The organism is Comamonas sp. NyZ500, assembly GCF_016772095.1.
Taxonomy (GTDB): Bacteria; Pseudomonadota; Gammaproteobacteria; order Burkholderiales; family Burkholderiaceae_C; genus Comamonas; species Comamonas thiooxydans.
The window spans coordinates 14940-27731 of record NZ_JAEIJE010000022.1 but is presented as its reverse complement, the minus strand read 5'-3'; the positions used below and the strand labels follow the sequence as shown (position 1 = coordinate 27731).

The window sequence follows — 12792 nt, the reverse complement described above, 5'->3', positions numbered from 1 at the left end:
TCAGCCACATCTGCACATCACTTCATCGCTGCCGGAGCGATCTGTGCCGAACCTCCGCACGACAAGTTCATGCAGCGACGGCGCCTGGCGCGGTCGGCACCGGGGAAGCCGGGTTGGCAGCCAGCCAATGCTCAAACTCCTTCGGTGCCAGCGGCCGGGCGAACAGAAAGCCTTGCGCCACCGGGTAGCCCTGCTCGCACAGCATCACGCTCTGCGTTGGCGTCTCCACCCCTTCCGCCACCACGGTCAGGTGCAGACTCTTGCCAATGCCCAAAATAGCACTGCTCAACGCCCGAGCCGCCTCGTCGTGCTCAAGATCGGCCACGAAGCTGCGATCCAGCTTGAGTTCGCTGACCGGCAGCCGGCGCAGATAGCTGAGGCTGGAGTAGCCGGTGCCGAAATCATCCATGGACAGGCGCACGCCATGCGCATGCACCTCGTTGATGGTCTTCATGGTGCTGGGGTTGGTGTCCAGCAAAATGCTTTCCGTCAGCTCCAGGGTCAGGTCCTGCGGCACCAGATCGTTTCGGTCCAGCGTGTCGGCGATCATTCGTGGCAAATCCAGATTGTGAAAGCTCGATGGCGACAGATTGACCGACACCGCGGGGACTTCCATCCCCTTGGCCCGCCACTGCGACAGCTGGCGACAGGCCTCTTCCAGTGCCCAGCTTCCCAGATCGGCGATCAGCCCGCACTCTTCTGCCAGCGGGATAAAGCGGGCAGGCGAAATCTCGCCCAGCTCGGCATGGGTCCAGCGCGCCAGTGCCTCCACGCCATACAGACGGCCGGTGGCCATTTCGATCTGAGGCTGATAGTGCAGGCGCAGGCCGCCGCTTTTGAGCGCCTTGCGCAGCGCAGTCTCCAATGCCAGGCGCTCCTGGGCCAAGCGGTTCATTTCGCTGCTGAAGAAACAGAAACGGCCGCGCCCCTTGCTCTTGGCCTGGTACATGGCCATGTCGGCGCGGTGCACCAGGGTCTCCATATCCCGGCCGTCCATGGGAAACATTGCAATGCCCACGCTGGCGGATATGGACAGCGAGGTGTCGGCGATATTCAGGGGCTCTGCCAGCAACTCCTGCAGGCGTTCGATGGTATTGGCCACATGCTCCGCATCGCATTGCGGCAGCACGGCAACAAACTCGTCACCCGACAAACGCCCGGCAATATCGGAGCTGCGCAGCACGCGCTGTAATCGCGTCGCGACATTGCGCAGCAATTCATCCCCCACAGGATGACCCAGAGAATCATTGACCTGCTTGAACCGGTCCAGGTCGATGAACAGCACCGCCAACTGCTCGTCATTGCCGGCAGCTGATGCAATCGCCTGATCGGCCTTGGCCTGCAGCAGGCTTCGATTGGGCAATCCGGTCAGTCCGTCGTAGAAAGCCAGCTGACGAATGCGCGCGCGCGACAGCTCACGCTCCAGCGCCAGGGCGCACAGATGGATGCAGGCATCCACCAGTTGCTGGTGAAAAGCCGAGGCATCCCCGGTCAGTTGCTCCCGGTAATAGAACGCGAAAGTACCGATCGGCTTGCCGCCGCTGTTGCAGATGGGAGTGGACCAGCAGGCTTTGAACCCCAGCGGCAGGATCAGGTGCTTGAAATCCGTCCACAACGGATCATGTGCAATATCGTCCACCAGCACCGGCGCGTTGCGCCAGGCCGCCGTTCCGCAGGAGCCCACATTCGGCCCTATGGCCACCCCGTCTAGCAGCGCTGAATAAGAATGCGGCAGGCTTGGTCCGGCCAGCGGATGGAGCAGCCCCTGGGCATCCACCTCGAGAATCGATGCCGTCACCTCCGGAGCAATCCTCTCGACCTCCTGGCACACCATCTCCAGCACCTCCGCCAGCGGCCGCTCGCGCGCCATGGCTTCCAGCACGCGGTGCTGCAAGGCCTCATGCATCTTGGAGCGCGTGATATCGGTCAGCATCGAAACCGTGTATTGCCAGCGCCCGTCCGCGTCGAGGATGGGGTTGCTGATGACCTTGGCCCAGTAGCGCTGTCCATGCTTGCCGACCACGATTTCCTCACGCCCCACAGGCTGGCCGGCGCGCAATTCCGCGCGATAGTGGTCCACAAAGGCCTCGGACGCCTGAGGAGCCAGCAAGGCAATCGGCATGCGCCCCGCGACCTCCTCGGTGCGCCAGCCGAACATGCGCGTAAAGCCGCCGTTGACATGCACGATGCGTGAGCTTCCATCACTGATGACCACTGCCGTGTCGGAGGCATCGGCCACCAGGGACAAGCGACGCAAGTGCTCCTGCTGCGCCTGCTCCCGGGCTCGCCGCTGCGTGACGTCGGTAGCGATCTTCAGAATATGCATCACCCGGCCCTGGGCATCCATCACCGGTGAATAGGTAGCCTCCAGCCAGCAACTGCTGCCATCGCTGCGTAGTCGCTCCACCACTCCGGAGTAGGCATTGCCTGCGCACAGATGCGTCCAGATTTCCCGATACCTGGCACTGTCGGCCAGACGCGCAGAGCAAAAGCTGCGATGTGGGCGGCCCAGAGACTGCTCACGCGTAAAGCCCATGAGCTGCAGATAGTTGTCATTGGCACGGTGCAACGACCCATCCAGGCCAAATTCAGCCATGGCCATGACCCTGTCCAAGGCCTGCAGCTGGGCCAGCTGCAGCTCAGGAGGCATCGCGCCAATATCTCCCTCTCGCATCATTATTCCTTTGCATATTCGCATCCCAGGCCGGCTCGAATCCGGAATGGAAAAGTCATGCTTTTATCTGGATGCAGGCAATAATAATGACGAAAACGAGATTCAATATTCGTGATTCAGTCCAAGTGTTCAAAAAAACTTTGATCGACAACAGCTATTGACTTGCGAGCCCGTGCTGCGCTGGCAAAGTGCTCTGCCGGGCAGTCACCAGCCGCTGCGGCAGAGCAGCGGTGTGCCCGGCTATCAGCCAGCCGGTGTCTCAGCGTCGCCATTTGCCGCCAAATTGGTTGACCACCATGCCCAGCAGAACGCCCAGCGTGCCCAGCCATTGCAGGCCATTGGGAGCTTCTCCCAGCAGCAGCATGGCCGACAGCAGACCGATCACCGGCACCAGCAGCGACAAAGGGGCCACGGTGCTGGCTGCATAGCGCTGCAGCAACCGCGTCCACAGACCATAGCCCAGCAAGGTGGACAGAAAAGCCAGATAGGCGACCACCCCAAGCTCGCTCCAGCCTATGGACTGCAGCTGCGAAGCCACCGAATCCGCGCCATCCACCCACAGGGACAGCAACAGCAGCGGCAGCATGGGGAAGACGCTGGTCCAGACGATGAAGGACACCGGCTCATACGAGCCTTGCTTGGCCGCCATCCGCGTCAGCAGGTTCGAGCCGGCCCACATGGCCGCGGCGCCCACGGTCAGCACAAAACCGATCAGCGTCATATCCGATGTCCCCTCACCATGGGCTGCACCGATCAGCAGCAGTCCGGCAAGAGCGATGAGCAGGCCCAGCCATTGCCAGCGCTGCGGTTTCTCGTGCAAGAACGCAGCCGCCAGCAGCATGGTGATGAAGGCCTGGGTCTGAAGCACCACGGATGCCATGCCGGCAGGCATGCCCAGCTTCATGCCGGTGAACAGCAGGCCGAACTGCCCGACCCCTTGCACCAGGCCGTAGGCGGCCAGCAGACCCCAGGAAAGATTTTTGGGCGGACGCACGAACAGCAGAAACGGCAGCGATGCCGCGGCAAAGCGCAGTGCGCACAGCAACAGGGGCGAGAGCTTGGCCAGCCCCCACTTCATGACCACGAAATTGAGACCCCAGACCACGATGACGATGATGGCACTGAGCCAGTCCGGACGGCTCATGCCGGAGGTGGGTGAGGATGCAGAACTCATGACACTGACAACTGAGATTGGATTTTCTAGATCAAGCCCCCTAGTATGACTTGCCATCAGTCATGACTGGCTGCGAAAGCGGTCAAATCGAATACCGGGACTGCAAACGGTCTTACTTGAGCAGATACCGGTCCACTTTGATCGGCAGCATGAGCAAGGCCTTGAATACATACAGGACGATCAAAGTGCCGCTGAAGTCGCCCAGGATCATCACCAGAAGCTGGTCCATCTGAAAACCATCCCCTATGACCACGGACCAGGCCTGGTGCAGCAAGGCATTGCTCAGTCCGTAAATAACACTGAGCCACAGCAGGCGACGCGGCGTGAGATCACTGAGAGATCGCCCGAGCCCCATCCATTTACGAGCTGCGCAATAGGTGCCATAAGGGGCAAGCGTGGCCATGATGCCGCCCGCAAATGCCCGCAGCCAGTCATCCGGGAAAAAGTAGAAGTTGCAGACCAGCCATGACACGACGAAAAGCCCGGCCACGCCCGCCTCCGCAAAAAGCAGGGTACAAAGCAGACGAGCGCCTGCAGGCAGGTAAACCCAGTTGACGCCCCTGACAAATTCCAGTTCGGAGAAAATCCACTGATTAAGAGCCAGCATCGCCAGGAACAGCAAAGCCGTGATAACCGCCACCGAAAATTGCGTCCAAATGTTCTTCATGCGCTGCCGCCGAGCTTGTTCACTGTCTGCACAGTATTATGAGTGCCGTTTATTCGCTCTTCGTTAGCGGCGCGTCGCCTGTTTTTGCCTTCTCATGCCAAAGTCCCTGTCTGCCGATATCTATTTACGCTTTCTGCACCTGGCAGCGACCATCCGCAACCTGCCAGTGCTGCCCGCACTGGATCCACTGGAGGAACGCCTGCTGGAGCAAATCGCCAATGCCGGCACGCGCCAGGAGCGTCTTTGCGTCCGGGACCTGATGGCCCAGCGTGAACTCGGGTCTCCGGCCACGATTCACACCCGTCTGAAATCCATGCGCCAGAAAGGCTGGATCCTGCTGGCCGATACCGAGGATGCCAGACGCAAGCAGATCGAGCTCAGTGCCGATGCCCACAAGCATTTCGAGAAACTCTCGCACTGCATAGTTCAGGCCGCAGCCGAGAGCTGATGCAGAAATGAAAAAGCAGCCGCCGGGCTGCTTTTTTCATGGAGCGACCGACAGCGATCAGCTGCCGGCCACCTTCATGCGATTGATCAGCATGGAGCCCACGGTCTTGGCACCGTAGTTGTAAGCATCGGCTCCGATGGCCTCAATGCCCTTGAACATGGTCTTGAGGTTGCCCGCGATCGTGATTTCGTCCACGGGGAAAGCGATCTCGCCGTTCTCCACCCAGAAGCCGCTGGCGCCGCGCGAATAGTCGCCGGTCACATAGTTCACGCCCTGGCCCATCAGCTCGACCACAAACAGGCCCGTGCCCAGCTTCTTGAGCATGGCATCCAGATCGTCGCCCGCCTTGGTGCGGCGCGAAGTCATGACCAGATTGTGCGAACCGCCGGCATTGCCCGTGGTCTTCATGCCCAGCTTGCGCGCCGAGTAGCTGGACAGGAAATAGCCTTCCACGCGGCCGGCATCGACCACCTTGCGAGCCTGCACGCGCACGCCCTCTTCGTCAAAGGGCGAGCTGCCCTTGCCGCCCAGGACAAAGGGGTCTTCCTCGACATCGATGTGCTTGGGGAAGATGGGCTTGCCCATGGAGTCGAGCAAGAACGTGCTCTTGCGATAGAGGGCGCTGCCGCTGACGGCCTGCACAAAGCTGCCCAGCAGGCCGGCGGCCAGCGGAGACTCGAACAGCACCGGGCATTCGGTGGTCGGGATCTTGCGGCTGCCCAGACGGCTCAGCGTGCGCTCTGCGGCGTAGCGGCCCACGGCCTCTGGCGAGGCCAGATCGGCCGCGTTGCGCATGGAGCTGTACCAGTAGTCGCGCTGCATCTCGCCATTCTTGCCGGGCAACTTGGCGATGGGCGCCACCGACATGCTGTGGCGCGAGCTGGCGTAGCCGCCGCGAAAACCGTTGGTATGGGCCGTGAAGAAATGGCTTTGCTGGGCCGAGACGCCCGCACCTTCGCTGTTGCTCACGCGACGGTGGGTCTTGAAGGCGGCCTCCTCGCAGCGCAGCGCCATCTCCGCAGCGGCTTCGCTGGTGATATCCCAGGGATGGAACAGATCCAGATCGCGATGCGTGCCGGGCAGCGCGATATCTGCGCTGTCGGGCAGGCGGGCAAACGGGTCTTCTGCGGTGAAGCGCGCGATGTCATAGGCGGCCTGCACGGTCTGCTTGATGGCGGCTTCGGAGAAGTCCGAGGTGCTGGCATTGCCCCGGCGCTGACCCAGATAGACGGTCACGCCCAACGACTTGTCGCGGTTGCGCTCCACGGTCTCCAGCTGGCCCTTGCGCACGCTGACCGACAGGCCGCAGCCCTCGGAAGCCTCGGCGCCGGCGTCCGTCGCACCCAGCTTTTTGGCATGCTGCAAAGCCTGGTCCACCAGCCCCTCGAAAAAGGCTTGGCTGAAGCTGAAACCGGCTTGCGGTGCGGATTGGGCCTGTGCACTGGAAGTGCTTGTATTGCTGGAGCGAGGTTTTTTCATAGCGGCGGATATGATAGCCGCCACTGCGGCGCCCTCTGCGCTGCCACCGATATTGCCCCCTTACCATGTCACGCAAACCCACCAAAGGCTATTTTGTTCGCGGAAAGTTCGTTGCCGAAGGCAGCGAGCTGGACCTTGAGCTGAAGGCCGAACTCAAAGGCACTTACGACTCCACCAAGACCGACCTCAAGCGCGAAAGTGATGCGCTGCAGGATCTGGGCAAGGAGCTGATGACGCTGCGCAGCGACCTCTTCAAGCGTCTGCAGCTGTCCGACCAACTGATCGACGCGCTGGCCGAGGCCAAGCGCATCACCAACTTCGAAGGCAAGCGCCGCCAGCTCCAGTATGTGGGCAAGCTCATGCGCAAGCTGACGCCTGAACAGGTCGCGGCCGTCAAGCAGGCACTGGACGAGCAGCGCAATGGCTCGGCCAGCGAAAAAATGTCGCTGCAGGTGGCCGAGCAATGGCGCGACCGCCTGATCGTCGAGGAAGCGGCCCTGTCCATCTGGCTGGAGCATTTCCCCGGCACCGATGTGCAGCAGCTGCGCTCGCTGATCCGCCAGTCGCGCAAGGACATCGACAAGGCCAAGGAGCAAGCCGCCGCAGCGGCCGCTGCCGCCGGCCCCGATGCCGAGCCCAAGGAAGTCAGCAAGGGCCGCGCCTACCGCGACCTGTTCCAGCTGGTGCGCGAGCAACTGGCCAGCGCCGGCAAGGCCGGTGCGAGCGCCGAGGATGACGGCGATGAGTGATGTGCCCGTATATCTTCACGATGCCGTGAAGATCGGCATTGTCTCCATCAGCGACCGCGCCAGCAGCGGCGTCTATGAAGACAAGGGCCTGCCCGCGCTGCAGGAATGGCTGAGCCGCGCGCTCAAGAACCCCATCCAGTTCGAGCCGCGCCTGATTCCCGACGAGCAGGCCGGCATCAGCGCGGCGCTGATCGAGCTGGTCGATGCAGGCTGCAGCCTGGTGCTGACCACCGGCGGCACCGGCCCCGCGCTGCGCGATGTGACGCCCGAGGCCACCCTGGCCGTGGCCCACAAGGAAATGCCGGGCTTTGGCGAGCAGATGCGCCAGATCAGCCTGGCTTTTGTGCCCACGGCCATACTCTCGCGCCAGGTGGCGGTGATACGCGGCAGCAGCCTGATCATCAATCTGCCGGGACAGCCCAAGGCGATTGCCGAGACGCTGGAAGGCCTCAAGGACGCCGACGGCAAATCCAAGGTCAACGGCATCTTTGCTGCCGTGCCCTACTGCATCGACCTGATCGGCGGCCCCTATCTCGAAACCCATGACGAGATCTGCAAGGCCTTTCGCCCCAAGACCGCGATTCGCGCGCCGCGCACTGCATAGCCTGCAGCGCCAGGTGCAATCCCTGCCAAAACACCCACCAAAGCAGCCTGCGGGCTGCTTTTTTCATGGTGCTCACGTGGCATGGCTGCTGTGGGTATCTCGCTGCAACCGCTATCAGAATAAAAGCACTTTGCGCCTTTAATACATGGACTTCAGCAATAAATCCATCTGAAACCTATGACAAACAAGCACTAGAAGCTATCAAAGCAGGTGTATCCCTTGGGATTTCCCGCAAGTGCTTGCCCCGATGCCAGACGCATGGGCCGCCCCTAGCATGTTTGCTGCGATGCAGCGACAGCGGCCACCCGCCGACCGGACGCTGCACGCTCTCTCCACATTTCTCATAATTTTCAGGAGACTCCATGCATCGCTTGTCCCAGTCTGCGCCCTCTGCCTGCCTGCTGGCTCTCGCCCTGACGGCCGCTTTCGCGGCTCCCGTCATGGCACAGGAAAAAGTCAAGATCGGCTTCATCACCGACATGTCCAGCCTCTATGCCGATGTGGAAGGCAAAAACGGTGCCGTTGCCATACAGATGGCGATTGACGACTTTGGCGGCAAGGTACTGGGCAAGCCCATCGAGCTGCTGACGGCCGACCACCAGAACAAGGCCGATATTGCGGCCAGCAAGGCCCGCGAATGGATAGACACCCAGGGCATCAGCCTGGTGTTCGGCGGCACCAACTCCGCCACGGCCCTTGCCATGGCCAAGGTCGCACAGGAGAAAAAGCGCGTCTTCATCGACAATGGCGCGGGCAGCTCGGCGCTGACCAACGAGCAATGCAGCCCCTATACCGTGCACTACGCCTTCGATACCGTGGCCCTGGCCAAGGGCACGGGCGGTGCCGTGGTGGACACGGGCGGCAAGAGCTGGTTCTTCGTGACGGCCGACTATGCCTTCGGCCATGCCCTGGAAGCCGACACCAGCAAGATCATCGAAGCACGTGGCGGCAAGGTGCTGGGCTCGGTCAAGACGCCGCTCAACGCCAGCGACTTCTCCAGCTTCATGCTGCAGGCCCAGAACAGCAAGGCGCAGATCCTGGGCCTTGCCAATGCCGGCGGAGACACCATCAACTCCATCAAGGCGGCCAAGGAATTCGGCGTCACCAAGAACATGAAGCTGGCCGGCCTGCTGGTCTTCTTCAGCGACATCCACAGCCTGGGCCTGAAGAACACCGAAGGCATGCAGTTCACCGCCCCCTGGTACTGGGACATGAACGATGGCTCGCGCAAGTTTGCCGACGCCTTCATGGCCAAGACCCAGCGCCGCCCCAGCGAGATCCAGGCTGCCGACTACTCGGCCACCATGAACTACCTCAAGGCCGTGGAAAAAGCCGGCACGCTTGATGCCGACAAGGTCATGGCCACCTTGAAAAGCACCAAGATCGACGACTTCTTCGGCCAGGGCTATATCCGTGAAGACGGCCGCTATGTGCACGATATGTACCTGATGCAGGTCAAGTCGCCGGCCGAATCCAAGGGCACCTGGGACTATTACAAGATCATCAAGAAGCTGCCAGCCGAGCAGATCTGGACCACCAAGGCGGAAAGCAAATGCCAGTACTGGCGGTGACTTGAACCCGCGAGGCATACGCCCCGCACCGGCAAAACGGACAGCAAGCCGCGGCAGCTGTCCGTTTTTTCATGGCAGCAGTTCCAGCAGCTCCAGGCGTCAATCCGCAACAAACTTACATCGCGATATTTGCGCCTTATCGAGATGGACCTGACGGGCGGCGTCCCCAGCGACCCTTTCCAAGCCGAACGCCGCAGCCCCTGCGGCATCACTCGGCAAAAAGGCAGGCCCTGCGGCCTGCCTTTTTCATGGCGACGGGCAAAAGCGCTTGATGCACAAGTGCCGCAGCCCGGCTTCAGTTCAGGTCAACGTGCCGTGGTGTCGGTCGAGGCATTGACGATGGGAATGTAGAAATCGCCGCCCGCCTGATTGAACTCCGCCGCCTTGGCCTGCATGCCCACGGCAATGCTGTTCTCGGCGCTCACGCCTTGCTGCTTGGCAAAGTCGCGCACTTCCTGGGTGATCTTCATGGAGCAGAACTTGGGTCCGCACATGGAGCAGAAGTGAGCCACCTTGGCGCTGTCCTTGGGCAGGGTCTCGTCGTGGTAGGCCTGGGCCGTATCGGGATCCAGTCCCAGGTTGAACTGGTCCTGCCAGCGGAAGTCGAAGCGTGCCTGGCTCAATGCATCGTCGCGCGAGCGTGCGCCCGGATGGCCCTTGGCAACGTCGGCCGCATGGGCCGCAATCTTGTAGGCGATGATGCCCTGCTTGACGTCGTCTCGGTCGGGCAGACCCAGATGCTCCTTGGGCGTGACATAGCACAGCATGGCCGTACCAAACCAGCCGATCATGGCCGCGCCGATGGCGCTGGCGATGTGGTCGTAGCCGGGGGCGATGTCTATGGTCAGCGGGCCCAGGGTGTAGAACGGAGCCTCGTGGCAGTGCTTGAGCTGCTCGGTCATGTTCTGCTGGATCATGTGCATGGGCACATGGCCAGGGCCTTCGATCATGGTCTGCACATCGTGCTTCCAGGCGATCTGCGTCAGCTCGCCCAGCGTGGCCAGCTCGGCAAACTGGGCATCGTCGTTGGCATCCGACGCGCAGCCGGGACGCAGGCCATCGCCCAGCGAGAAGCTCACGTCATACTGCTTCATGATGTCGCAGATGTCCTCGAAATGTTCGTAGAGGAAGCTCTCGCGGTGATGAGCCATGCACCACTTGGCCATGATGGAGCCGCCGCGCGAGACGATGCCGGTGCGGCGCTGGGCCGTGAGGTGGATGTAGGCCAGGCGCACGCCGGCGTGGATGGTGAAGTAGTCCACGCCCTGCTCGGCCTGCTCGACCAGCGTGTCGCGGAAGATCTCCCAGGTCAGATCCTCGGCAATGCCGCCGACCTTTTCCAGCGCCTGATAGATGGGCACGGTGCCGATGGGCACGGGCGAGTTGCGCACAATCCAGTCGCGCGTGGTGTGGATGTTCTTGCCGGTGGACAGGTCCATGACATTGTCCGCGCCCCAGCGAATCGCCCAGACCAGCTTTTCCACCTCTTCCTCGATGCTGGAAGTCACGGCCGAGTTGCCGATGTTGGCGTTGATCTTGACCTTGAAATTGCGGCCGATGGCCATGGGCTCGATTTCAGGGTGGTTGATATTGGCCGGAATGATGGCGCGGCCGCGCGCCACTTCGTCGCGCACGAATTCGGGTGTGATGATCTTCGGGATCGCTGCGCCCAGGCTGTTGCCGGCCAGGCGCAGCTCCCGCGCCGCGTCCTGCTGGTACTGCGCCATCCATTCACGGCGACCGTTTTCACGCAGGGCCACATACTCCATCTCGGGCGTGATGATGCCGCGCTTGGCATAGTGCATCTGGGTCACGTTCTGGCCAGATTTGGCACGGCGCGGCTGGCGCTGCAGCGCGGCCGCCTCGGCGCGCAGTTGGTCCACGCGCGCATCTTCCTCGCCGCGCTTGCCGCCGTCGTCCAGCGCCACACGCAGGCGACCCACGTAGTATTCGCTATCGCCGCGCGCTTCGATCCAGGCACCTCGCACGCTGGGCAAGCCCTGGCGCACGTCGATCTGTACGGCGGGATCGGTATAGGGGCCCGAGGTGTCGTAGACGCTGACCTGCTCTCCATTGGTGAGCGCAATATCGCGCACCGGCACACGCAGCTGCGGATGCAGCGCGCCACTCAGATAGCTCTTGGTCGATGCGGGAAACGGCTGGCGCGACTGAGCCAGCAGCTCGGCAAAACGGGCGGCATCGGGGGCATGACCTGCAGCAGGCGTAAAAATGGAATCAGGGGCGTTCATCGCAGTCTCCTCAAAGCGGTTGAAGTGCATCAAACGCTCCGTGGAGTGCGGCCCTGCTCTGATCTTGCCCTGCACTGGCACGGCCCGCTATGGGGTATCCGGCCTGTGCCGCCGAAATTCTGCAATCTCGGCCTGGTTCTTCACGCACCGGCTGTCCAGAAAAGACAAAACCCCAGTGCGCGAGGCGCCTGGGGTTTGCTGTGCCCATGGCTTTCAGGGCTGGCACTCGTGCCAGTTGCCCTGTCAATCCATCGGCCCTGCGTCAGGGTCCCGCTCTTCTTCCGCCGGTATGAACCGGATCAAGTTCGTCGGGTTCGCCTGCACTGTTTTCACAGTGACTGGCATCTCAGCGCTTTCGCACACCCCGGAGCTGCACGCAGTATAGGCTGGTTTTGCCACAATTTGCGCACTCTTGAAGCTGTTTAACTATCCTGACCCTCAAGCGTCTAATCCGCCGTTCAATCCAGCCCCTGCAGCGCCAGCCATTCATTGCTGGCAGCACGGCTTGCGCGCCACTGGTTGATGGGCGCGCTGACATCCTCGTAGCCCAGGGCAATGCCAAAGGCAATCTGGTAGCCATCCGGCAATGCCAGCTGTTCGATCAGCATGTCGTTGTACATGCGCCAGAAGCCCTGGGCACAGGTGGCCAGACCTTTCTCCACCGCCAGCAGCATGAAGGACTGCAGATAGATGCCCAGATCCACCCATTGCGCATAGCCCATGCGCTCCTCCACGGCCACGAAAATACCCACGGGCGCACCGAACATCTGGCCGTTCTTGGCCAGCTGGGCCAGACGTGCTGCCTTGTCCTCGCGACCGATATTGAGTGAGCGATACAGATCTTCGCCGTTTTCAAAGCGGCGACTGCGGTAGGGCTCCCACAAACCGGGTGGATAGGACAGGCCGGGGCGCTGCACGGCCTCGGTCTCCCTGGCCCTGACGCACAGATCCTTGAGCGCCTGTCCGCCCACTGCGGTCACACGCCAGGGCTGCATATTGCCGCCGGACGGCGCCTGCGCTGCGGTCTCCAGCAAGTCCCGCACCATGGCAGCAGCCACGGCCTGCGGCAGAAAAGCGCGCACCGAACGACGCTGCTGCAATGCTTGACGAATATCCATCTCTTCTACTTTCCTAAATCACTGGTGTGCAGTGTAGGAGCTTGCGGCATTTTCCCGAG

At 61.8% G+C, this 12792-nt stretch carries 10 protein-coding genes and 1 riboswitch; of the genes, 4 read left to right on the top strand and 6 right to left on the bottom strand.

The genetic code is table 11. The features are described from left to right. Positions 1 to 67: 67 nt before the first annotated feature. From JAO85_RS22275 to JAO85_RS22265, 3 genes are all read right to left on the bottom strand, one after another. On the bottom strand, positions 68 to 2674 hold the full coding sequence (locus tag JAO85_RS22275) for an EAL domain-containing protein (protein WP_202789051.1): 2607 nt from the start codon (positions 2672 to 2674) through the stop codon (positions 68 to 70). Between the two features lie 259 nt (positions 2675 to 2933). Then, a complete protein-coding gene (locus JAO85_RS22270) occupies positions 2934 to 3848 on the bottom strand; it encodes an EamA family transporter (RefSeq protein WP_202789050.1) in 915 nt (304 codons plus the stop codon). Positions 3849 to 3960: 112 nt separating this feature from the next. Then, positions 3961 to 4515, bottom strand: coding sequence for a hypothetical protein (locus JAO85_RS22265; protein ID WP_202789049.1), 555 nt, complete (start codon positions 4513 to 4515; stop codon positions 3961 to 3963). 94 nt (positions 4516 to 4609) lie between these two features. On the opposite strand from JAO85_RS22265, the gene JAO85_RS22260 reads away from it, so the two are divergent. After that, complete coding sequence (locus tag JAO85_RS22260; RefSeq protein ID WP_003069365.1) at positions 4610 to 4963, top strand: hypothetical protein; 354 nt, start codon at positions 4610 to 4612, stop codon at positions 4961 to 4963. A gap of 57 nt (positions 4964 to 5020) precedes the next feature. Here the strand turns inward: JAO85_RS22260 and pmbA are convergent, their stop codons facing one another. Next, entirely contained in the window at positions 5021 to 6442 is a 1422-nt protein-coding gene (gene pmbA / locus JAO85_RS22255) for a metalloprotease PmbA (protein ID WP_012839320.1), read from the bottom strand. 65 nt (positions 6443 to 6507) lie between these two features. On the opposite strand from pmbA, the gene yjgA reads away from it, so the two are divergent. From yjgA to JAO85_RS22240, 3 genes are all read left to right on the top strand, one after another. Further along, positions 6508 to 7191, top strand: coding sequence for a ribosome biogenesis factor YjgA (gene yjgA / locus JAO85_RS22250; RefSeq protein ID WP_034389466.1), 684 nt, complete (start codon positions 6508 to 6510; stop codon positions 7189 to 7191). Beyond that, positions 7184 to 7795, top strand: a complete 612-nt coding sequence (mog, locus tag JAO85_RS22245; protein ID WP_202789048.1) for a molybdopterin adenylyltransferase — start codon at positions 7184 to 7186, stop codon at positions 7793 to 7795. Before yjgA ends, mog begins: the two co-directional genes overlap by 8 nt. Positions 7796 to 8157: 362 nt before the next feature. Beyond that, positions 8158 to 9366 (top strand): ABC transporter substrate-binding protein, encoded by a 1209-nt coding sequence (locus tag JAO85_RS22240; RefSeq protein WP_039049162.1) that lies wholly within the window; start codon positions 8158 to 8160, stop codon positions 9364 to 9366. Between the two features lie 305 nt (positions 9367 to 9671). Here JAO85_RS22240 and thiC read toward each other — a convergent pair whose 3' ends face one another. Then, entirely contained in the window at positions 9672 to 11615 is a 1944-nt protein-coding gene (gene thiC / locus JAO85_RS22235; RefSeq protein ID WP_039049216.1) for a phosphomethylpyrimidine synthase ThiC, read from the bottom strand. A gap of 259 nt (positions 11616 to 11874) precedes the next feature. Then, a riboswitch (TPP riboswitch) is annotated at positions 11875 to 11992 on the bottom strand. 81 nt (positions 11993 to 12073) lie between these two features. Continuing rightward, complete coding sequence (locus JAO85_RS22230) at positions 12074 to 12733, bottom strand: nitroreductase (RefSeq protein ID WP_202789047.1); 660 nt, start codon at positions 12731 to 12733, stop codon at positions 12074 to 12076. Between the last annotated feature and the right edge of the window lie 59 nt (positions 12734 to 12792).